The sequence below is a fragment of the Phocaeicola sp. HCN-6420 genome, assembly GCF_037890145.1.
Taxonomy (GTDB): Bacteria; Bacteroidota; Bacteroidia; order Bacteroidales; family Bacteroidaceae; genus Phocaeicola.
Genome location: NZ_JBBKBJ010000001.1, coordinates 344,346 through 368,415 on the forward strand (window position 1 = coordinate 344,346; position 24,070 = coordinate 368,415).

The window sequence follows — 24,070 nt, forward strand, 5'->3', positions numbered from 1 at the left end:
GTTTTCCTTTAAATCCGCCCGGATTTTACTTAAAACGTCGGCACGTTTTTTTTTACTTTCACTTGCTCTTTTCTCCATCTGTTATTTCTTTTTCCTATCTTTGTTTCTACGAACAGGAAACAATGTAAAAAAATGACAGACTATCCACAATTACTTGTCTACAAAGCTTCGGCAGGTTCAGGAAAAACATTCACCCTTGCCGTACAATATATCAAACAACTTATTGAAGACACGCATGCGTACCGGCGTATTCTTGCCGTAACATTTACCAACAAAGCTACGGCCGAGATGAAGAAACGTATTCTGGAACAGCTCTTCGGACTTGCCTGCGGACTGAAAAGTTCGGACAGTTATCTGGCAGAGTTGTTGAAAGCGACGTCAAAAAGCGAAGCCGAGATACGCCGTGCAGCACGTGAAGCTCTGACAAACATCATCCACGACTATAGCCGATTCCGGATAGAAACCATCGACTCATTCTTTCAGTCGGTCATGCGTAACCTCGCCCGCGAACTGGAGCTGGGTGCCAATATGTCCATCGAACTGAACAATGCGGACGTACTTTCCGACGCGGTAGATGCCATGATTGAGAAGTTGGACCGACGCTCGCCAGTACTTTACTGGTTATTGGAATACATAGAAGAACGTATTGCCGATGATAAACGATGGAATGTATCGAACGAAATCAAAGGATTCGGGCGAAACATTTTCGATGAAGGTTACGTGGAAAAAGGTGCCGGACTGAGGAAAAAGCTGGCCGACCCTTCTTTTATCCCGACATACCGTAAGCAATTACAAGATATCCGTACAGAGGCACTGGAAGAAATGAAAGGATTCAACGAGCAGTTCCTCGGCGTACTGGATGTAAACGGACTGACACCTACCGACCTGAAGAACGGTGCCCGAGGCATCGGAAGCTATTTCAATAAGATAGGCAACGGCTCTTTAGGAAGCGAAGTGCGCAACGCAACCGTAGAGAAATGTCTGGAAAGTGAAGACAACTGGACTACAAGAACTTCTGTTTACCGTGATACAATCCGTTCGCTGGCAGCCAGTGAGCTGATTCCCCTGCTGAAAACAGCAGAAGATTTCCGCCCCAAGAATAATATGCTGGTAAATTCCTGTGACCTTTCTCTGCGCTATCTGAACAACCTTCGTCTGCTTGCCAACATCGACGAAGAAGTACGTTTGCAAAATCAGATGCACAACCGTTTCCTGCTTTCGGACACCAATGCCCTGCTTCACGGACTGATTCGCGAAGGAGATGCTTCGTTTGTATACGAAAAGATCGGCACAACCATTGATACGGTTATGATTGACGAATTTCAGGACACCTCACGCATGCAGTGGGAAAACTTCCATTTGTTGCTCGAAGAAAGCCTTGCCCAGAAGGAAGGCAGCCTCATCGTAGGCGATATCAAGCAGAGCATCTACCGCTGGAGAAACGGCGACTGGAAAATTCTTGCGGGACTGAACGAGGATAAGACCTTGCGCGTACGTGAATGTACGCTCGGAACCAACTGGCGAAGTGAAGCACGTATCATTCACTTCAACAACGAAATATTTACAGCAGCTTGCGAAGTGCTGAACAAGCGGTACGAAGAAGAAATGGAAGAGCCTTGCATCCAGCTCCAGCATGCCTACAGCGACGTGTGTCAGCAAACTGCAAAAAAGGAAGAAAAGGGCTACGTAAAACTATCCTTCCTCACCGACGAAAAAGAGCATCCGTATGCCGACACCATGCTGGAGGAACTGGCATCCGAAGTAGATTCTCTGATAACTCAGGGAGTACGCACAAACGATATTGCTATTTTGGTTCGTAAAAACAAAACCATTCCTGCCATTGCCGACTATTTCGACAAGCATACGCCTTACCGGATTGTATCGGACGAGGCTTTCCGTCTGGACGCTTCGCTTGCCATCTGCATGATGATAGATGGCTTGCGTTACCTTACTTCGCCCGACGACCGCATTGCTCAGGCAAGGCTTGCCGTAGCCTATCAACGTGAAGTACTGCAACAGAATATCGACTTAAATACAGTTTTACTGAATCAAATAGAGCATTATCTTCCGGCAGGCTTTGTCCTTCAGCAGGAAGAATTGAGATTAATGCCCTTGTACGAGCTGCTGGAGAAACTATTTGTTCTGTTCGATATGCAACGTATCGAGAAACAAGATGCTTATATCTGCGCTTTCTACGATGCAGTGACAGAGTATATGCAAAATAACTCATCGGAACTGACGGCCTTTATCTCGTTCTGGGACGAGCGACTTCACGAAAAGACTATCCCTTCCGGAGAGATAGAAGGTATCCGGATTCTGTCTATCCATAAATCGAAAGGGCTGGAGTATCATACGGTTCTGATACCTTTCTGCGACTGGAAAATGGAGAACGAAACAAACAGTCACCTGATTTGGTGTTCGGTAGCAGGTACGGGAAAGAATACAGACCTCCCACCCTTCAACGAACTGGATATTGTTCCGGTCAACTATTCGGGAGCAATGGCCGAGTCGGTCTACCGCGACAGTTACCTGGAAGAGCGTCTTCAACTTTGGGTAGACAATCTGAATCTGCTGTATGTTGCCTTTACCCGTGCCTGCAAAAACCTCATTGTATGGGGAAAGGCCAAGCAGAAAGGAACCGTTTCCGAACTGCTTCTGGAAGCGTTGCCGCACATTAAGTTAACGATGAACGCTACTTCCAGCCGTGACATCGAGGCTCAGGAAGGTACCGATGAAGACGCTACCGATATATATGAATACGGAGAACTCTGCTTGTCGGAGGAAACAAAGAAAAAAACAAAGGAAAACCCGCTTGCCGTACAGCCTGAAAATATTCCGATACATATCGAATCGATAGAAACGGAAATAGAATTCAAACAGTCCAACCGCTCTGCCGACTTTATCCGAGGAGAGGAAGATGATGACGAAACGGGACGTTACATCCGTCAGGGACAACTTTTGCATAATCTTTTCGCCTCCATCCGGCAGGAAGGAGATTTGCCCCAAGCTATCGAACGACTGCGTTTCGAAGGAATACTGGAGTCGTCCGAACAGGAAAAACAAATTCAGAAGCTGGCTCAATGGGCACTGGGCAATCCGAAAGTGAAAGACTGGTATAGTGGAGAATGGGAACTGTACAATGAATGCAGCATTATCTATACCGATGAAGAGGGCGTCATGCAAACCCGTCGTCCGGACCGCGTCATGATGAAAGACGGACAAGTAGTGGTAGTAGACTTCAAGTTTGGCAAGCCCAAAGACGGTTACCGCCAGCAAGTCCGCGAATATATGAATCTTTTGTCCGCTATGGGATATGAACAGATAAGCGGATATTTGTGGTATGTATTCGCCAACGAACTGGAAGAGGTTAAATAAACGATAAAAGCCATCTGGATATATGGAAACATTTTTGAAACAAGTAGCACACGATTTATATAAAAAGACCGAAGGCGACTTCACAAAAGTAGCAATCGTATTCCCGAACAAGCGTGCAAGCCTGTTCTTCAATGAATATCTGGCTCAGGAAAGCGACCGTCCTATCTGGTCGCCCACCTACGTCAGCATCAGCGAATTGTTCCGTCAGTCGTCCGACTTAACTATTGCCGACCCGATAAAACTGGTCTGCGACCTTTACAAAGTTTTTCAGAAGGCCACCGGAAGCAAAGAAACACTCGATGATTTCTACTTCTGGGGAGAGATGCTTATCGCTGATTTCGACGACGCAGACAAGAACATGGCCGATACAAAAGCGCTCTTCAGCAACCTGAAAGACTTGAATGAACTGATGGATAACTACGATTTTCTGGAGGAAGGACAAAAGGAAGCGCTGAGTCAGTTCTTCCACAATTTCTCCATCGACCAGGTAACAGAACTGAAGCAACGTTTCATCTCTCTATGGGATGTGCTGGGCGACATCTATACGGAATACAAGACACTGCTGGAAAGCCAGTCGGTTGCATACGAAGGAATGCTGTACCGACAGGTAATAGAACAACTGGATGTGGAAACTCTCCCCTACAACAAATATATATTTGTAGGATTTAATGTACTGAATAAGGTAGAACATACTCTGTTCAAAAAACTGAATGAAGCCGGAAAGGCTCTGTTTTACTGGGATTACGATACATTTTACCTCAACAAGATACCTCACGAAGCCGGAGAATTTATCCGCCGCAACCTGCGGGATTTCCCGTCGGAACTGCCAGTTTCCTGCTTCAACAACCTGAGCCAGCCTAAAGATATAACCTTCATTGAATCGCCGACCGAGAACGGACAAGTACGATACTTGCCCCAATGGATTCGAGAAAACCTTACCCCAGAGGAGAAAGAAACGGCCGTTGTACTATGCAACGAAGCACTGCTTCAGCCCGTGCTGCATTCTTTGCCGGACAATGTGAAGCATATCAATATCACAATGGGCTTTCCGCTTTCGCAGACTCCCGCATACAGTTTCGTCAATGCCTTGTTGGAACTTCATACTTCGGGTTATAATCCAAACAACGGACGCTATTTGTTTGCGGAAGTTATCAGTGTACTGAAGCATCCGTATACCCGCCAGTTGTCACCCGAAGCCGAGAAACTGGAACAAATTCTCACCCGCGACAACCGTTTCTACCCGCTCCCTTCGGAGCTGAAACAAGACGAAGTACTGGAACTGTTGTTTACTCCGCGTAGAAACAACCTCGACCTATGCTGCATGCTGTCGGAAGCTTTGAAGGAAGTAGCCGTAATTTACCAGCAACAGGCAGCCTCACATTCCGATGCATTCGACCAACTGTACCGTGAATCATTATTCAAAACCTATACATTGGTCAACCGCTTCCACACACTGATTGAGAGCAAGGAACTGAATGTACAGGCAGGTACCTTCCAGCGCTTGCTCACCCGTGTCATGTCTTCATCGAGCATTCCTTTTCACGGAGAGCCAGCTATCGGTATGCAAGTCATGGGTGTACTGGAAACACGTAACCTCGACTTCCGTCATCTCATCCTGCTTTCCGTCAACGAAGGGCAGTTGCCTAAAGCAGGAGGTGATTCCTCTTTCATCCCTTACAACTTACGAAAGGCTTTTGGCATGACGACCATCGACCATAAAATAGCCGTTTATGCTTATTATTTCTATCGTTTGCTGCAACGAGCCGAGAAGGTAACGCTGGTATACAATACCGCTACCGACGGTATCAACCGCGGAGAGCTATCACGCTTCATGCTCCAGTTCCTGATAGAATGGGGACATCCCATACAGCGTAAGCAACTGGAAGCTGAGCAGTCCCCGCAGGGTTCTACCCCTATAACCATCGAAAAAACGCCCGATATCATGGAGCGAATGAAGAAGGTATTCGACCTTCAGAGTAACCCGAAGGCTATCATTTCGCCATCGGCCCTGAACTGTTACCTCGACTGCCCGCTGAAATTCTACTATAAATATGTAGCACAACTCAGCGCCCCCGACGAAGTTACCGCCGACATCGACTCAGCCAAGTTCGGTAGTATCTTCCATTATGCAGCAGAACATATCTACAAAGACCTTACAGCACACGGAAAACTGATAACCGAAGAGGACCTTAATGCACTGCTGAAAGATGAAGTCCGCCTGCAAACCTATGTAGACAATGGATTCAAGGAGCTGTTCTTCAATCTGCCACTGGATGAACAACCCGAATATAACGGCATTCAACTTATCAATTCAGCCGTTATCCTGAAGTATATCCAGCAGCTTCTCCGGAACGATTTGGGACATACTCCATTCACCTTCGTGGGGTCCGAACGCCCCGTTTTCGAGCAGGTCAGCATACAATGTCCGAATGGAACAATCCAGTCGCGCATAGGAGGTATCATCGACCGTATAGATACAAAAGACGGAACCCTGCGGATTGTGGACTATAAGACAGGAGGAGATGCTGATATTCCTGCTAACATCGCTTCGCTCTTTATCCCAGATAAAAAGCGCTCGAACTATGTTTTCCAAACTTTCCTTTATGCATCTATTGTCTGCAAGATATTGAGAGAGAAAAACGACGACCGACGGGTAGCCCCCGCCTTGCTATATATTCATCGGGCTGCTTCGGAAAATTATTCTCCGATTATCCAGATAGGAGAACCCCGCAAGCCGAAAGAATCTGTAGAAGATTTTGCGAAATACGAAGAAGAGTTCCGGAAACACCTGAATGAATTACTGGAAACAATCTTCAATCCCCATATCTCTTTCACCCAAACCGATATAGAAGACAAATGCGCCTATTGTGATTTCAAGGCACTTTGTAAGAAATAAAGACAGATTCAGTGGCAGGGAATTTTGGCATTCCCTATAGGACGCCGAAATTCCCTGCCGCTATTTAAAAGTCTAAATTATCATAGAAAAAAATAAAACCTGCATGAATTAGATTTTATTCTATTTATCTTCACCGCGCTAAACTAATACTACAATGAACAAACTATTATTCATCCCTATTGCCGTATGCGGCGTCAGTCAATATGTCAACGCCCAGTCCCCTCAATCTCCCAACATTGTTCTTATTCTTTGCGATGACATGGGCTTTTCCGACTTAGGATGTTACGGAAGTGAAATCCAGACACCGAATATAGATAAGCTTGCTCAGGAAGGAGTACGCTTCAGTCAATTTAAAAACACTGGACGAAGCTGTCCAAGCCGGGCTGCTCTGCTGACAGGCAGATACCAGCATGAAGTGGGAATGGGCTGGATGGCTGAAGTGGACGAACACCGTCCCGGTTACAGAGGACAATTAGATAAAGCATATCCGACCATCGCCGAAGTGATGAAAGCCGGCGGATACTCCACATACATGAGCGGAAAATGGCACGTAACGACAACTGGCGGCTACGATGCTCCTAACGGAAGTTATCCTGTACAACGAGGTTTCGACAAATACTATGGCTACCTGCATGGAGGAGGAAGTTACTACAAACCCAATCCGGTCTACAATAATTTGGAAAGAATCACCGATTTTCCCGATGACTATTATTACACCAAAGCCATCACCGACTCGGCCGTTAGCTTTGTACATGCGCACGATAGTCGGAAACCGATGTTCTTATACGTAGCCCATTATGCGCCTCACCTGCCACTGCAAGCACCAGCCGAATATGTAAAAAAGTGCGTCGACCGTTATAAAGCAGGATATGATGTCTTACGCAAGCAACGATTCGAAAAGCAAAAGAGCATCGGACTGATACCCGATAGTCTGGAACTTCCGATATTCAACAAAGAATTTGGCGGCAAACGTCCGGCATGGGAAGACCTGACGCCTCAGCAACAGGAGAAATGGATAAACGATATGGCCACCTATGCTGCCATGATTGAAATCATGGACGAAGGCATCGGCAAGCTGGTCGATGAGATCAAGAAGAAAGGTATGTACGAAAATACCGTCTTTCTCTTCCTGAGCGACAATGGTGCTACCGATGAAGGCGGATTCATCGGACAATTAATGTCTGACCTATCGAATACGCCTTATCGGAGTTATAAGAAGTGGGTTTTCCAAGGAGGTACCAGTACTCCGTTCATCCTTACCTATGGCGACAAGAAGAAAAATAAGATGAAAGGGGAAATCTGTCACCAGCCTGCACATATCATCGATGTCATGCCAACATGCATGGCTTTGGGAAAGGTAACATACCCCAAGACGTTTGCTCATGCTGACCTGCCGGGAACCAGCCTGCTTCCAGCTTCACAAGGAAAAACTCTTGAGCCAAGAACTTTATATTTCGAACATCAAAGTTCCTGCGCCATTATAGATGGCAACTGGAAATTGGTAAAAGCCGACAGAGACAGCCAATGGGAACTGATCAATCTAGCTACTGATCCATTCGAAACCAATGATCTTGCAGAAAAATACCCCGAAAAAGTAGAAGAGCTGGAGGCCAAATGGATCGACTGGGCCAACACCCATAAAGTCTTTCCTCTGGAAAACCGGAAATGGACAGAACGAATCAATTTCTATCACAAGAAGAACCCTTATCAGAAAGGAGATCAGTAACAACTTAAATCATACTGCATGAAGAAATCAATCCCCTACATTTATTTCGTTCTTTGCTGCCTGATGACATGCATCACACAGCAAAGTTTTGCTTATCAACCGGAATATTCTACTGCCGGTTTTTTCGAACTTCCCCATACGGGACGAACGGTGTATAGTATGAATCCTGCCTGGCGTATGTACAAAGGAAGTCTGAAAGGAGCTGAACAGCCCGGATTCAATGATAAAGAATGGAATCTTGTTTCCCTGCCCGACGGCATAGAATATGTTCCTACAGAAGCCAGCGGATGCGTCAACTATCAGGGAGAAGTATGGTACCGGAAACATTTTACACCGGAGGTTTCGTGGAAAGGGAAACAACTTTTCCTGCACTTTGAAGCCATCATGGGGAAATCCAAGGTATGGATTAACGGGACGCTGGTCAACGAGCACTTCGGCGGATTCCTGCCTGTCATTGCCAATGTAACCAAATACATCAAGTATGGAGAAGATAATGTGATTGCCGTATGGGCAGACAACAGCAATGATCCGTCCTACCCTCCCGGAAAACCACAAGACCAACTCGACTTTACGTATTGTGGAGGTATCTACAGAGATTGCTGGATGATTGTACATAACAACGTATTTATTACCGATCCTAATTATGAGAACGAAACAGCCGGCGGAGGACTCTTCGTTTCATTCGGACAGATTTCTGAAAAATCGGCAGAAGTAAGATTAGATGCCCACATCCGTAACCTGTCGGACAAGTCGTTCTCCGGAAAAGTTGCCTACCAGTTGTTCGATAAAGACAACCGACTTGTATGTCAGGCTGATAAATCTTTCTCGGTAAGCAAGGGAAAGGCACGTAAAACCTCTCTCAACCTTACGGTAGAGAATCCTGAATTATGGGAACCGGACAGTCCGTATTTATATCAGCTTCATGTCCTGATCAAGGATAAATCAGGACAGACCGTCGACGGGTATCGCCGACGCATCGGCATCCGAAGCATTGAATTCAAGGGAAAAGATGGTTTCTGGCTCAACGGAAAGCCTTACCCTTATCCGCTGATAGGAGCCAACAGACACCAGGATTTTGCCGTAATAGGCAACGCACTTTCCAATAGTCTCCACTGGAGAGATGCCAAGAAGCTGCGTGATGCAGGACTCCGGGTGATTCGTAACGCCCACTATCCGCAAGATCCTGCATTTATGGATGCCTGCGACGAACTGGGCCTCTTCGTGATAGTCAATACGCCGGGCTGGCAATTCTGGAACAACGAACCGGTATTTGCACAAAGAGTTTACAGTGATATTCGCAACATGGTAAGACGCGACAGAAACCATCCTTCTGTCTGGATGTGGGAACCCATCCTGAACGAAACATGGTATCCGGAAGATTTTGCCAAAAACGTTGTCGATATTCTTCACGAAGAGTATCCTTACCCTTATTGCTACGCAGGATGTGATGTCACCGCCAAAGGACATGAATACTTTCCCATCCACTTTACTCATCCGTTGAACGGAGCGGGAGGAGCCTTCAACACAGCAACCATGGATCCTAAGATTTCATATTTCACCCGCGAATGGGGAGATAACGTAGACGACTGGAATTCGCATAATTCTCCAAGCCGGGTGAACCGTGCATGGGGGGAAGTACCTATGCTGATTCAAGCTCAGGGATATGCCAAAACAGATTATAAATATACCTGCTACGATGCTTTATACCGCAATACACGGCAGCACATGGGTGGATGCCTCTGGCATTCTTTCGACCATCAGCGCGGCTATCATCCCGATCCGTTCTACGGAGGTATCATGGATGCATTCCGTCAGCCTAAATTGTCTTACTATATGTTCTGCTCACAGCGCCCTGCCGAAACGAACGACAAGCTGATAGCAGAAAACGGTCCGATGGTATTCATCGCCAACGCCATGACACCTTTCTCACCGAAAGATGTTACAGTATACAGCAACTGCGACGAGGTACGTCTAACTTACTGCAAGGACGGGAAACAGTTGGTCTATAAGAAAGAGAAAACAAACGAAGGCATGCCCTCACCGGTTATTACGTTCAAGGACGTATGGGACGTAATGTACGACAAGCAGCTGGCCAGAGCACGTAAGCATGCAGACTCTTACCTGCTGGCAGAAGGACTCGTAGATGGGAAAGTGGTAGCTACTCATAAAGTAATGCCCGCCCGACGTCCTTCCCAAATCAAGTTATGGGCCGACAATGAGGGTATGCAGACAACAGCCGACGGCTCCGACCTGATTACGGTCGTTGCAGCCATCACCGATGACAACGGAAATATCAAACGATTGAACAACTGTCACATCAAGTTTGAGATAGAAGGCCCGGGAGAACTTGTCGCAAGCGAAGAAACATTTACCAACCCCCGTGCCGTACAATGGGGAACGGCTCCGATTCTGGTACGTGCCAAAGCTCAGGAAGGTAGCATCAAAATAAAAGCATCGGTCGTACCCAGCGGAATACACACTCCGGTTTCTGCCGAACTCGTCATCCCGACGGCAAAGACGGCACACCCGTTCATTGCCGACAAGAATGAACTGAATCTTCTATTGAACGGCCCCGGAAAACGAGAGAACCAGTCTTCAGCCAATCAGGCAGACGAAGAAATGCGCAAGCAACAACAGGAACAAAGCCGGATGAAACTGAAAGAGGTGGAACAACAGCAAAGCGACTTTGAATAAGTCATTTCCCTATAAAAAAACAAATCGTGCAGACCTGAAAGCCTGCACGATTTGTTTTTTTCTGATACCTCTTTCCGTATCTTATGATGTAGAAAAAGAAAAACTGTCTTTAAGACAAGCCTTCTATTTCACCATTTACTATATCAATATGCAATGCCTGCGGTTCTTTCGGCAGTCCCGGCATACGCATTATTTCACCGGCAATAATAACCAGCATCTCAGCTCCAGCATTCAATACAATATCACGCACATGGAATTCAAAATCTTTCACTACTCCATACAGTTTCGGATCGGTAGAGAATGAATATTGTGTCTTAGCGATACAGATAGGGAAATGTCCGTAACCAAGCTCTTGAATGCGTTTCAGTTTCTTTCTGGCTGCTGCACTATAAGTAATCATATTGGCACCATACAAGTTGCATGCTACCTTCGAAATCTTTTCTTCTACAGAATCATCGTCATTGTATGCCAGACGTAACGGTTCTGAAGGCTGTTTTTCGATGGTATCTACTACCAAGTTAGCCAGTTCTACTGCTCCAGCACCACCTTCTACAAAGGCATTGTTCACCGCAAAACCTACTCCCAGTTCCGCACAATGCTGACGAACCAGATCAATTTCTTCTTCCGTATCGTTTGCATAACGGTTGAAAGCAACAACTACCGTCTGACCGAAAGAACGAAGGTTCTCGATATGCTTGTCGAGATTTGCCAGTCCCTTTACCAGTCCCTCTGCATTCGGTTCCTTTATCTGGTCAAGACTTACACCGCCATGCATTTTCAGTCCCTGTGCAGTTGCTACGATAACAGTCAGTTTAGGCTGCAATCCCGACTTGCGGCATTTGATATCATAGAATTTTTCAGCACCCAGATCAGCACCGAATCCAGCTTCCGTAATCACATAGTCACCGAAAGTCATGGCCAGTTTGGTAGCCATTACCGAATTACATCCATGAGCAATGTTAGCAAACGGACCACCATGTACGAAAGCAGCCGTATGTTCCGTAGTTTGAACCAAGTTCGGAGCAATCGCATCCTTCAGCAATACAGTAATCGCCCCTGCTACACCCAGATCTTTTACGGTAAAAGGTTTGTTGTCGATTGTGAAGCCCAGCAAAATATTCTCGATACGGCGACGCAGATCGTCTTCATCCTTTGCCAGACAGAGAATAGCCATAATTTCCGAAGCCGGTGTAATATCGAAGCTCGACTCACGAGTGATACCGTTCGATTTGCCGCCCAGTCCGGTAATGATATAACGCAGGCCGCGGTCGTTCACATCAAGCACACGGTTCCACAACACCTCTTTCAGTGCAAAACCGTTATCCTGATTCTGATACATATAGTTGTCCAGCAAAGCAGCAATCATGTTGTGTGCCGAAGTGATCGCATGAAAATCGCCTGTAAAATGCAGGTTAATCTTATCCATCGGCAATACCTGAGCATATCCGCCTCCGGCAGCTCCACCCTTCATACCAAAGCAAGGGCCCAGTGAAGGCTCGCGAAGAGCACAAATCGCCTTCTTTCCGATACGAGTCAGCCCCAGTGCCAGACCGATTGATACGGTAGTTTTTCCGATACCCGCCTTGGTCGGTGTAATAGCCGTCACCAGAATAAGGTTACTATTCTTTACTTTTTCCTCATCGATCAAAGTTTCTGGAACTTTTGCGATATAACGTCCATAATTATGGATTTCTTCTACAGGTATATCATAATCACGTGCTACCTGCTTAATCTTTGTCAGTTCAATACTGCGCGCTATTTCGATATCTGATTTCATAGTGATTTTGAAAATGAGAGCGCAAAGATAAGAAAAATTCCATAACTTTGCGGTATCACGTTCCACTATTAGGAATACTCTTATCTAACTTAGAATCAAATTAAAGAAAAAGGAGCTCAATTATGAACAATTTCACCTTTTACAGCCCGACTGAATTTGTATTCGGAAGAGCAACAGAAACACAAACAGGAACATTGGTCAGAAAATATCACGGCACAAAGGCTTTGATTGTATATGGAGGCGGCTCGGTAGTACGAAGCGGACTGCTGGACAAGGTAAAGCACTCGCTGGATGAGGCAAAAGTCGCTTATGCCGAACTGGGAGGTGTACAGCCTAATCCTACCGACCCGAAAGTATACGAAGGCATCGAGCTGGGACGCAAGGAACAAGTTGACTTCATACTGCCGGTAGGTGGAGGTTCTGTTATCGATACAGCAAAGGCTATTGCCATAGGTATTCCTTACGAAGGCGACTTCTGGGACTTTTTCATCGGCAAATCCGTGCCTCAGGCGGGACTGCCCATCGGGGTGGTACTGACAATTCCCGCAGCGGGAAGTGAAGGCTCCGGCAATGCCGTTATTACCAAACTCGACGGCTTGAGAAAACTGGGTCTACACACTCCCGCTATCCTCCGTCCGGCTTTTGCCGTCATGAATCCGGAACTTACTTATACTCTGCCCGCCTGGCAGACAGCCAGCGGTATCACCGATATGATGGCACACATCATGGAACGTTACTTCAGCAATACTCCGGGAGTAGAAATAGCCGACCGCATGTGTGAAGGTGTACTGAAAGCAATCATTACCGAAGCACCTCGCGTAATGGCAGAACCGGAGAATTACGATGCACGCGCCAACATCATGTGGGCGGGAACCGTAGCACACAACGGTACCTGCGGAGTAGGCTGTGAAGAAGACTGGGCCTCACACGGTCTGGAACACGAAATCAGTGCCATTTACAATGTAACCCACGGTGCCGGACTGGCTGTCATTTTCCCGGCATGGCTGACTTATGCAGCGAAACACAATGCGGGGAAGGTGGCTCAATTTGCAACTCGTGTATGGGACGTGCCGGCATCGGATGACTTACAAGCAGTTGCACTGGAAGGTATTTCACGTTTCAAGGCTTTCCTGCATAGCATCGGTATGCCTGTTTCCTTCAAGGAACTGGGTATAGAACATCCCGACATCGACTTGCTGGTAAGAAAATTCCACGAAGACAAAGGTCAGATAGCCGGCAATTATGTACGTCTTGACAGTCGGGCAAGCCGCGAGATCTATGAGATAGCCAATCAATAAATTTTATCAGCGGTTTGATCTACCGTATACTCAGACGGATTATTCATTGCTTCACGTAGCGGTGCAATGTTAATCCGCCTGTTTTTTGATTTTATTTATCGTACAACAGATTATTACATCCACTCAAATATCAACATTATGGAATTCAACAATACTCAAGTCCGCCGTCAGGACAGACTGCTGGACGAAACACGTTCGTTCGAAATACTGAAAGAAGGAGAATACGGAATACTTTCCATGCGCACCGAAAACGGCGACGGCGCTTATGGAATCCCCCTCAGCTATGTATGGGACAGAGGAAACTCCATCTACATACACTGTGCCCCGATAGGCAGAAAGCTGACCTGCATTGACGCCTGTCCCAACGTATCGTTCTGCGTGATAGGACGTACCAAAGTCATCCCCGGAGAATTTACGACAGCCTACGAAAGTATCGTACTCCGCTGTACGGCACACCACGGCCTTCACGAAGCCGAACGCATGTCGGCTCTTTCCCTGTTCCTGAGCAAATACTGCCCCGATGACAAGATAAAAGGAATGAAATATGCCGAGAAATCATTCCACCGTACAGAGATTATCCGCCTCGACATTGAAGAAATCAGCGGCAAAAGCAAGAACCGTTTCTAACACCATCCAAGCCAAGCATGAAGTCAACAACAAGCTATACCTATAAAGAAATATGGCTGATAGCCTATCCCATTCTGATCAGCCTGCTCATGGAACAAATGATCGGCATCACCGATACAGCCTTTCTCGGACGCGTAGGCGAAATCGAGCTGGGAGCTTCTGCCATAGCAGGCGTATACTATCTGGCTATTTTTATGATCGGATTCGGATTTACCATCGGTTCTCAGATACTGATAGCCCGCCGCAACGGAGAAGGCAACTACCGTGCCATCGGAAACATTTTCTATCAGGGCATTTACTTCCTCATGCTGATGAGTCTGGTGATATTTACACTCTCCCAACTCTTTTCAGAGCAAATACTGGGTGTGCTGGTAGCTTCCGACCACATTGTCGGAGCAGCCACCGACTATATCCGCTGGCGAGTATACGGATTTTTCTTTTCCTTTATAGGTGCCATGTTCAGAGCTTTCTTTGTCGGAACCACACAAACCCGCACACTCACGCTGAACTCTGTTGTCATGGTACTGGCAAACATAGTATTCAACTACACGTTGATATTCGGCAAGTTTGGCTTTCCTGCCATGGGAATTGCCGGAGCTGCTATCGGTTCATCACTTGCCGAACTGGTATCGGTGCTGTTCTTCATCGGATATACATACAAAAAGATCGACTTCCGCAAGTACGGGCTGAACCATATTCCGGGTTTTCGCACCCGTGAACTGTCGCAAATCATGCACATTTCACTATGGACCATGGTACAGAACTTTATTTCACTTTCCACCTGGTTCCTGTTCTTTATCTTTATCGAACACCTTGGAGAACGTCCGCTTGCCATATCCAATATCATACGCAGCGTATCGAGTGTTCCGTTTATGACGGTCACCGCCTTCGCCTCGACTTGCAGTTCCCTGGTCAGCAACCAGATAGGAGCCGGACACAGCCGTCAGGTTCCCGCCCTGATCAGTCAGCACATCCGGCTGTGTGCCTGCATCGTGATTCCGATGGTCGGGCTTATCTCCCTGTTCCCTTCACCGGTACTGCGCATTTATACCGATATCCCCGACCTGATAAATGCCAGCATTCCCACCCTGTGGGTACTGTGTTCCACTTATCTGGTCAGCATCCCCGGCTTCATTTATTTCCAGTCGGTATCCGGAACAGGCAATACCCGTGCAGCCTTCATCCTCGAAATGATAGCACTTGCCCTGTACATCATCTACATTCTGATTGTCATCATGGGCATGAAAGCCGATGTAGCCGTATGCTGGACTGCCGAGCATCTGTATGCCGTGTGCATAGGAGTAGCCAGTTATCTGTATATCAAAAAGTTCAACTGGCAGCATAAACGTATCTAAGGAATTCCCCTATTGCAAATAGGAATATTCCTCTTTACGATTAGGAAAAAACAATTGTACATATCACATTCCCGGATTATCTTTGTCATATCAAAACAAAAGGAGGAAGTTATGAAAACAATAAAACGTAAACTTTACTATATAGCAGCAATGCTGTCTTTAATATTTACATTAAACTCGTGCGACTATGTAGGATTAGGCATTGAATTCGGAAATGGGACAAATGATTATCGTGAAACTACCGACTATTTATGCAGCCGTATCTGGACGGACGAGTGGACCGACGAATACGACGTCTATTACTATCAGGAACTTCGTTTCTATCCGGATAATACAGGAATAGATTATCTGTACTCGCAAGACCGCTACGGAAACCGTCAGGAATCTACGCTGAACTTCGCATGGGACTGGTGGAACAGCAGTTATACAAGCATCCGCCTCAACTATGGCAACCGATATTCATACATGGACAATATCCAGATGGGAGGCAATCAACTGAACTGCCTGCTGGATAACTACCCGGCCTATTTCATCGGGAAATAAAAACTACTTATGTTTCTCTCTCTCTAATTCTCCCCGTCTGTTTTACTGAAACTGCCGAAAGTTTGGAAAACGGAACGGGGAGTTCCTTTATTTTTTGTACAAATCATATTGTATTTTTGTACAGAACTTTTTATTTTTTGTACAAAAACAATCAGTATATCCGGCAGGTCTTTCAGAAAATGTGCTGAGGCGTCTTTACATCTCTGAGGATATTCAACAAAGAAGAATTTCTTTCACTCCGAACTTTATCTATTGCGTCTGCCGTATGTAGCAGAGAAAATGAGTATCTTTGTTTCCCGAAAAAAATTAAATTCAATAATCATGAAGAAAACAGACCTTATGACAATGACGGCAGCCATGATGTTTGCAGCATCGGGCTATGTCAATGCCGCCACTCCGGCTGATGCCGACAAGCCTGTCATCGGCAAACAAGAAATCAGAATCAAGGACAAGAAACTGACTCCCGAGGCACTATGGGCTATGGGACGTATCGGAAGTTCAAGCGTATCGCCCGACGGAAAGCAGATTGCATATACCGTTTCTTACTATAGTGTAAAGGAAAATAAAAGTCACACCGTTATCTACGTAATGAATGCCGACGGCACGAATAACCTGTTGCTGACTACTACTGCCGACAGTGAGGTGGAACCGGCATGGATCAAGGGCGGCAGCAAGATTGCCTTTCTGAGTGCTGCCAGCGGAAGCATGCAGTTGTGGGAAATGAACCCCGACGGCAGTGAACGCAAGCAACTTTCATCTTACGAAGGAGGTATCGATGGCTTCAAGTTCTCACCCGACGAAAGCAAGGTGCTGTTTATCGCGCAAGTGAAATACGGCGAACGTACATCCGACCTGTATCCCGACCTGGACAAGGCAAGCGGAAAGGTTATCAACGACCTGATGTACAAGCATTGGGACGAATGGGTGGAAAGCATTCCGCATCCTTTTGTGGCTGCATTCGACGGCAATCAGGTAGGAACTGCCACAGATATCCTGAAAAATGAGCCTTATGAATCGCCGATGAAACCGTTCGGCGGCATCGAACAACTGGCGTGGAGCAACGATTCCAAGCAGATTGCCTATACCTGCCGTAAGAAAACCGGTCTGGAATATTCCGTATCGACCGACTCGGATATCTACCTTTATAATACAGAAAACGGTGAAACCCGTAACCTGTGCAAGGAAGATGCTACTGACAAGAACCTGGGTTACGATACCAATCCGAAATTCTCTCCCGACGGAAAGAGCATTGCCTGGCAGAGCATGGAGCGCGACGGCTATGAAAGCGACCGCAACCGTCTGTGTGTGATGAACCTGAAAAGCGGAGAAAAGACATACGTAACCGAAGCCTTCCAGTCGGGTGTAGACGACTATTGCTGGGCTCCCGACGGAAAGACATTGTATTTCGTGGGTGTATGGCATGCTACCAGCATGATTCACAGTACCAACCTGAAGGGAGAAGTTAAGCAGCTCACCGACGGCATGTACGATTATACCTCGGTTGCCATGCTGAACAACAAGCAGTTGCTTACCAAACGTCACTCCATCAGCGAAGCAGACGAGCTGTTTGCAGTCGATCTGAAAAAGAAAAACACCGTAACCCGCATCACGAAAGAAAACGATCATATCTTCAGCCAGTTGAAGATGGGTAAGGTGGAAGCACGCTGGACCAAGACCGTCGACGGAAAAGACATGCTTTCGTGGGTAGTTTATCCTGCCAACTTCGACCCGAACAAGAAATATCCTACCCTGCTGTTCTGCGAGGGCGGTCCTCAAAGTCCGGTAAGCCAGTTCTGGAGCTACCGCTGGAACCTGCAAATTATGGCAGCCAACGATTACATTGTCATTGCTCCTAACCGCCGCGGTCTGCCGGGATTCGGTATGGAATGGCTGGAAGAAATCAGTACCAACTACGGAGGTCACTGCATGGACGACTACCTGAGTGCCATCGATGACATCGCCAAAGAACCGTATGTTGACAAGGATCGTCTGGGATGTGTGGGAGCCAGCTTTGGAGGTTATTCGGTATACTGGTTGGCAGGTCATCACAACAAACGCTTCAAAGCCTTTATCGCTCACGATGGTTTCTTCAACATGGAACAACAATATCTGGAAACAGAAGAACTTTGGTTCACAAATTGGGATCTGGGAGGCGCATACTGGGAGAAAAACAACCCGGCGGTACAGCGCAGCTATGCCAACTCTCCTCACCTGTTTGTTGACAAATGGGATACTCCAATCCTCTGCATTCACGGAGAAAAAGATTACCGCATCTTAGCTTCACAGGGAATGGCTGCCTTCAACGCCGCCAAACTGAGAGGAGTTCCGGCACAGTTACTTATCTTCCCCGACGAGAATCACTGGGTACTGAAACCGCAGAACGGTATTTTGTGGCAGCGTACCTTCTTTGCATGGCTGGATAAATGGCTGAAACCGGCAAACAAGTAATTTATGGTAAAACAAACCGAAATGATTAAAAATATTGTATTCGACTTCGGAGGGGTAATTGCCGATATCGACCGCGAGCAGGCCGTAAAGGCTTTTATCCGTCTGGGAGTGACAGATGCCGACCGCATCCTCGACAAATATCACCAAACCGGTATTTTTCAGGAACTGGAAGAAGGTACACTTACTGAAGAAGCCTACCGCAATGAGCTGGGCAAATTGTGCGGACGGACGTTAACGTGGGAGGAAGTACAGCAGGCATGGTTAGGGTTCTTTACCGGTGTAGATCTACGGAAACTGCACTGTCTGGAAGAATTAAGACAGAAAGGCTACAAACTATATGTACTCAGCAATACGAATCCGTACGTCATGGGATGGGCATGCAGCGAACGTTTTTCATCAGAAAAAAAGCCGCTGACAGCGTATTTCGAAAAGTTATATCTTTCCTATCAGATAGGCTGTACGAAGCCCGACCGACGCATATTTGAATTCATGCTAACCGATAGTAAAATACAGCCGCAGGAAACCCTGTTTGTCGACGACGGAGCGTCGAACGTTGCAGCCGGACGCGACTTAGGCATGCATACCTTTCAGCCTCAAAACGGGAGCGACTGGCGGGATGAGTTAAACCAGTTACTTGCTGAATTGAAATAATACATATTACAGAAAAGCAGAGATTCTGCCTCTCCGGGGTAGAATCTCTGTTTTTTTATACCTCCAAGAACAAGAAATGATGCCCACAATAAAAATAAATAAAGCATCAGAACCGGTAATAGCGGCTGCACCTTTCGAAAACAAGGGAAAAGAAATATACAAAACGGTAATTTCCGATACCCTAAAAGACACCGTCAGTTCCCAACGTATCAGTCGGATATAAAGGATGTTACCCCAAAAAGCAATGCCACAAAGGCTCAAAAGCAGATTTGAATTTTCAAAAAAAGATATCAAAACACTTGCATATTACATTTCAAAGCACTACCTTTGCATCGCTTTTGAGGAAAAGCACTTCTTCGGGGTGTAGCGCAGTCCGGTTAGCGCACCTGCTTTGGGAGCAGGGGGTCGTGGGTTCGAATCCCGCTACCCCGACGAAGAAAAGAAAAAGATCTTTAATAACTGTTTAAAGAAAACAAGTTCGGGGTGTAGCGCAGTCCGGTTAGCGCACCTGCTTTGGGAGCAGGGGGTCGTGGGTTCGAATCCCGCTACCCCGACGAAGAAAAGAAAGATCTTTAATAACTGTTTTGAGAAAATAAGTTCGGGGTGTAGCGCAGTCCGGTTAGCGCACCTGCTTTGGGAGCAGGGGGTCGTGGGTTCGAATCCCGCTACCCCGACAAATAAATGTTGGTAATTAAACAACTTAAAGGTTTTAATTATCAGCATTTATTTTTTTATTACTAACATCTATCTCTTATCCCATTATGAAAACACTATCCGTAAAGAAAATCAGCTTTCCTGCCACTGAATCAGCAGCACAGATTCCTTCAATCTTCGATGCAGAACAGATTCCATTCCAGCAAATAAACTGTGTAAACTGGAAGGATTATCCTTATATGCCGGAGGCAAAGTTCAGAATCGCACACACAGGAGATGCCGTATTGATACACTACTGTATAACAGAAAAAAGTGTACGCGCCGTCGCACCGGCAGACAACGGAAGAGTATGGGAAGATTCATGTGCAGAGTTCTTCGTACAACCTACAGATGAAAACAAATATTACAACTTTGAATGCAACTGTGCCGGTACGCTACTGATAGAATACGGAATACCGGGAAACCGGGAACATGCGCCGCTGGAAACGGTCGGACAAGTTGCACGCTGGGCATCATTAGGAAGAACACCATTCGAAGAGCGCATGGGAGAATGCACCTGGCAACTTGCTCTCCGGATTCCTGTCTCAGCTTTTTTCCACGACAAAGTAACGTTACTCGACGGAAAAAAGATGAGAGCCAACTTCTATAAATGTGGCGATAAACTTCAAACTCCTCATTTCCTGTCGTGGAGCCCGATTGCTCTCCCCTCGCCTTGCTTCCACTGCCCGGATTTCTTTGGAGAAATTATTTTCGAATCAAAATAAAAGAATAATGCTTTTAAGTTGTTTCTTAGCAGCAGTTGCAGTCATGCTAACCATCAAGCTATGGATCATGACAGGGGATGTGCGTAAAATACGGCAGCAACTGACCGAACCTCAGGCAGAAAACATGGAAACGTACGCTCAGATCAGTGCACGAATCGGAAAACTTTAAAAGCAAAAGATTTTTATGGAGAACTTTGCAGCAATCGACTTTGAAACGGCCAATAGAGAACGTTCCAGCGTGTGCAGTGTAGGAATCGTCATCGTAAAGAACGGAAAAAATCGTCGACAAGATTTATCGGCTAATCCGCCCCTGCCCGAATTATTACAGCTACTGGAACACCCAAGTACATGGTCTGGTATTTGATGATACGGCACATGCTCCGGCATTCCCTGAAGTATGGAAAGAAATTGCGCCAAAGATAGACGGACTTCCTCTTGTAGCCCACAACAGTCCTTTCGATGAAGGTTGCCTGAAAGCAGCATTTCAAATCTACCACATGGAATACCCTGGCTATACATTTCATTGCACCTGCAGGGCCTCCAGACGTACCTTTGGCAAAAAACTTCCCAATCACCAGTTACAGACGGTAGCCCTCCAATGCGGTTACGACCTGCAACAGCATCATCATGCACTTTGTGATGCAGAGGCATGCGCACAAATAGCCCTTGCAATCTTATAAAAAAATCCGCTTTAAGTCATGGTATCATTCAGTACCAGGCGACTTAAAGCGGACTTTCTTTATCAGGTTCGTATTTATTTCTTCAACATCAAGTTCTTAAAAGGTGCGGGATACAATGTTTCAAACTCCATCCGTTCTCCTGTTACCGGATGATAGAAACATAACTTGAACGCATGCAACGCCAGACGCCCCAACGGATCAACTTCACAGCCATAACGTTCATCTCCTACAACCGGATGTCCTAACGACTGCATGTGCACACGAATCTGATTCTTACGACCGGTTTCCAGTTGAAGCTCGACCAACGAGTAACCGTTGGCACGCTTTATGGTACGGTAATGTGTAACCGAATATTTACCACCATCATCGACAGGAGAAGAACTTACATACAGTTTGCGATCCGTCAGCCACGATGCAACAGTACCCTGATCCTTTTCCATATCTCCCGTTACGATAGCAACATAACGGCGGTCGTATACAATATCGTGCCAGTTATCGCGCAACGTATGCTGCGTCTTCTCATCCTTGGCATACATCATAATGCCCGACGTTTCACGATCCAGACGATGCACTACAAAAATACGATTATTGCGGTGCTCACGCTTTACGTATTCGTTCAGGATATGTTGTGCCGTTCTTTCCTTCTGATGCTCAGTTGCTACAGAAAGAAGCCCCTCTTTCTTTTCCACCACAATAAGATAGGCATCTTCATACAATATCTTCAGCATCGGATGGCGGAATTCGTGGTTGTGCTTCTCGCGACTTATCTGCACCTTCATACCCGGCTTAAGCGGATAATTGTATTGCGTCTGGATATTATTGTCGACCAGCACCACACGATTAGTAAGCAAAGCCTTTACACGAGTACGGCTGATTCCTGCCATTTTCTTCATCAGAAATTCCATCAGCTCAGCGGGTTCCGTCACATTATATATAGTATATTTCGCAGCAGCACGCGCTACAGGACGGCCACCAGCATTTCTGTTTCTTCTCGACATAACTATTTTCTATTGATGTAATTTATCTTTTCTCCAGTAATACGACATTCTCTACATGATGTGTATGCGGGAACATATCTACAGGCTGCACAGCCGTTACCTTGTACTTGGCATCGAGCAACTGAAGGTCGCGTGCCTGGGTAGCCGGATTACAACTGACATATACAATACGCTTAGGCTCGGCAAACAAAATCACATCAATAACATCATTGTGCATGCCCGCACGTGGAGGATCGGTTATAATCACATCCGGACGACCGTGCTCATTGATGAAATCCTGTGTCAGGATATCTTTCATATCACCAGCATAGAATAAAGTATTGTCGATGCCGTTTATCTGAGAGTTCACCTTTGCATCTTCGATAGCTTCGGGTACATATTCTATACCAATCACTTTACGTGCCTGACGGGAAACGAAGTTCGCAATGGTACCCGTACCGGTATAAAGGTCGTACACCAGCTCATTACCGGTCAGTCCTGCAAAATTACGAGCGACCTTATAAAGATTGTATGCCTGTTCCGAATTGGTCTGATAGAATGATTTCGGTCCTACTTTGAAGCGAAGCCCTTCCATTTCTTCGAAAATATGATCGTTTCCCTTGAAAACTTCTACATCCAGATCGCCGATAGTATCGTTGCATTTATTGTTGATGACGTACAACAAAGAAGTAATCTGAGGGAACTTGTCCGCAACGAACTGCAACAGTGTTTTCATTTTCTCCAGTTCCGCATCCGAAGTAATCTTACATTGCAACAGCACCATAAGCTCTCCTGTAGATGAAGTACGGACCATCATATTACGAAGCATTCCTTCCTGACTGCGCAAATCGAAGAACTCATAATTATGCTCATAAGCGTAATCGCGGATTGCATTACGAATCTGGTTTGAGATATCATCCTGCAACCAGCATTTTTCAATGGCAAGTACCTTGTCGAAAGCTCCCGGAATGTGAAATCCCACAGCATTCATCTGATCGTACTTCACATCCTGCTTTACTTCCTCTTCGGTGAGCCAACGCTTGTTAGAGAAGGTAAATTCCAGTTTGTTACGGTAAAACATTGTTTTTTCCGAACCCAGAATAGGCATAAACTCAGGCAATTCCACCTTGCCAATACGAGTCAGGTTATCGTATACCTGCTTCTGCTTATAGCGAATCTGGTCTTCATACGCAAGACACTGCCATTTACAACCGCCACAAACGCCATAATGCTGGCAGAACGGCTCGACACGCATCGGCGATTTTTCATAAAATTTTACTGCAACCGCTTCTGCATAGTGGTTTTTCTTACGTTTCACCTGCAAATCGACTACGTCACCGGGAACTACATATGGTACGAATACTACCAAATCATTTACTTTCGCCACTGCCTTACCCTCGGCAGCTACATCTGTTATCGTTACTTTTTCCAGTAAAGGAAGTTCTTTTTTCTTTCTTGCCACGTCTGTTTTATATAAATCCAATTTGGGGGCAAAGTTACAAAATAATCCCGACAATCTGTCACGATTTCGGAAGAAGTTAATTTTGCAATGTCTATATTGCAAAACATGCAATAAAAAGTTTCTTTTTCATTTGGATATTCATA

At 46.1% G+C, this 24,070-nt stretch carries 15 protein-coding genes, 3 tRNA genes and 1 pseudogene; 16 read left to right on the top strand and 3 right to left on the bottom strand.

The window, feature by feature from the left end; all coding sequences use genetic code 11:
* Nucleotides 1–96 precede the first annotated feature (96 nt).
* From WKT12_RS01615 to WKT12_RS01630, 4 genes are all read left to right on the top strand, one after another.
* Nucleotides 97–3,375: a UvrD-helicase domain-containing protein gene (locus tag WKT12_RS01615; protein ID WP_340318609.1), complete on the top strand. Its 3,279-nt coding sequence runs from the start codon at nucleotides 97–99 to the stop codon at nucleotides 3,373–3,375.
* A 22-nt stretch (nucleotides 3,376–3,397) separates the two neighbouring features.
* A complete protein-coding gene (locus WKT12_RS01620; protein WP_340318572.1) occupies nucleotides 3,398–6,271 on the top strand; it encodes a PD-(D/E)XK nuclease family protein in 2,874 nt (957 codons plus the stop codon).
* Nucleotides 6,272–6,425: 154 nt separating this feature from the next.
* Entirely contained in the window at nucleotides 6,426–7,997 is a 1,572-nt protein-coding gene (locus WKT12_RS01625; protein WP_340318573.1) for an arylsulfatase, read from the top strand.
* Between the two features lie 18 nt (nucleotides 7,998–8,015).
* On the top strand, nucleotides 8,016–10,691 hold the full coding sequence (locus WKT12_RS01630; RefSeq protein WP_445323109.1) for a glycoside hydrolase family 2 TIM barrel-domain containing protein: 2,676 nt from the start codon (nucleotides 8,016–8,018) through the stop codon (nucleotides 10,689–10,691).
* Nucleotides 10,692–10,800: 109 nt separating this feature from the next.
* On the opposite strand, the gene WKT12_RS01635 is transcribed toward WKT12_RS01630, so the two are convergent.
* The gene (locus WKT12_RS01635) at nucleotides 10,801–12,468 is read right to left on the bottom strand and encodes a formate--tetrahydrofolate ligase (protein WP_021970993.1); all 1,668 of its coding nucleotides are present in this window, start codon (nucleotides 12,466–12,468) and stop codon (nucleotides 10,801–10,803) included.
* Between the two features lie 122 nt (nucleotides 12,469–12,590).
* On the opposite strand from WKT12_RS01635, the gene WKT12_RS01640 reads away from it, so the two are divergent.
* The 12 genes and pseudogenes from WKT12_RS01640 (at nucleotide 12,591) to WKT12_RS01695 (ending at nucleotide 21,488) form a co-directional block, all read left to right on the top strand.
* Nucleotides 12,591–13,766 (top strand): iron-containing alcohol dehydrogenase, encoded by a 1,176-nt coding sequence (locus WKT12_RS01640; protein WP_340318574.1) that lies wholly within the window; start codon nucleotides 12,591–12,593, stop codon nucleotides 13,764–13,766.
* Between the two features lie 138 nt (nucleotides 13,767–13,904).
* A complete protein-coding gene (locus tag WKT12_RS01645; RefSeq protein WP_340318575.1) occupies nucleotides 13,905–14,393 on the top strand; it encodes a pyridoxamine 5'-phosphate oxidase family protein in 489 nt (162 codons plus the stop codon).
* A 17-nt stretch (nucleotides 14,394–14,410) separates the two neighbouring features.
* Nucleotides 14,411–15,748, top strand: a complete 1,338-nt coding sequence (locus WKT12_RS01650) for an MATE family efflux transporter (protein ID WP_021970990.1) — start codon at nucleotides 14,411–14,413, stop codon at nucleotides 15,746–15,748.
* A 111-nt stretch (nucleotides 15,749–15,859) separates the two neighbouring features.
* On the top strand, nucleotides 15,860–16,291 hold the full coding sequence (locus WKT12_RS01655; RefSeq protein WP_021970989.1) for a hypothetical protein: 432 nt from the start codon (nucleotides 15,860–15,862) through the stop codon (nucleotides 16,289–16,291).
* A gap of 321 nt (nucleotides 16,292–16,612) precedes the next feature.
* Nucleotides 16,613–18,739: a S9 family peptidase gene (locus WKT12_RS01660; RefSeq protein ID WP_340318576.1), complete on the top strand. Its 2,127-nt coding sequence runs from the start codon at nucleotides 16,613–16,615 to the stop codon at nucleotides 18,737–18,739.
* A 21-nt stretch (nucleotides 18,740–18,760) separates the two neighbouring features.
* Nucleotides 18,761–19,390 carry an HAD family hydrolase gene (locus WKT12_RS01665; RefSeq protein WP_340318577.1) on the top strand — a complete coding sequence of 210 codons (630 nt, stop codon included), beginning with the start codon at nucleotides 18,761–18,763 and terminating at the stop codon, nucleotides 19,388–19,390.
* Nucleotides 19,391–19,747: 357 nt separating this feature from the next.
* A tRNA-Pro gene (locus tag WKT12_RS01670) sits at nucleotides 19,748–19,822 on the top strand.
* Nucleotides 19,823–19,869: 47 nt separating this feature from the next.
* A tRNA-Pro gene (locus WKT12_RS01675) sits at nucleotides 19,870–19,944 on the top strand.
* Nucleotides 19,945–19,989: 45 nt separating this feature from the next.
* A tRNA-Pro gene (locus tag WKT12_RS01680) sits at nucleotides 19,990–20,064 on the top strand.
* Nucleotides 20,065–20,151: 87 nt separating this feature from the next.
* Nucleotides 20,152–20,808, top strand: a complete 657-nt coding sequence (locus WKT12_RS01685; RefSeq protein ID WP_340318578.1) for a carbohydrate-binding family 9-like protein — start codon at nucleotides 20,152–20,154, stop codon at nucleotides 20,806–20,808.
* Between the two features lie 7 nt (nucleotides 20,809–20,815).
* Nucleotides 20,816–20,977: a hypothetical protein gene (locus tag WKT12_RS01690; RefSeq protein WP_340318579.1), complete on the top strand. Its 162-nt coding sequence runs from the start codon at nucleotides 20,816–20,818 to the stop codon at nucleotides 20,975–20,977.
* 15 nt (nucleotides 20,978–20,992) lie between these two features.
* A pseudogene (locus WKT12_RS01695) lies at nucleotides 20,993–21,488 on the top strand (3'-5' exonuclease).
* 74 nt (nucleotides 21,489–21,562) lie between these two features.
* Here WKT12_RS01695 and WKT12_RS01700 read toward each other — a convergent pair.
* Nucleotides 21,563–22,486 carry an RluA family pseudouridine synthase gene (locus WKT12_RS01700; RefSeq protein WP_021970983.1) on the bottom strand — a complete coding sequence of 308 codons (924 nt, stop codon included), beginning with the start codon at nucleotides 22,484–22,486 and terminating at the stop codon, nucleotides 21,563–21,565.
* A 22-nt stretch (nucleotides 22,487–22,508) separates the two neighbouring features.
* On the bottom strand, nucleotides 22,509–23,927 hold the full coding sequence (gene rlmD, locus WKT12_RS01705; RefSeq protein ID WP_340318580.1) for a 23S rRNA (uracil(1939)-C(5))-methyltransferase RlmD: 1,419 nt from the start codon (nucleotides 23,925–23,927) through the stop codon (nucleotides 22,509–22,511).
* Nucleotides 23,928–24,070 lie beyond the last annotated feature (143 nt).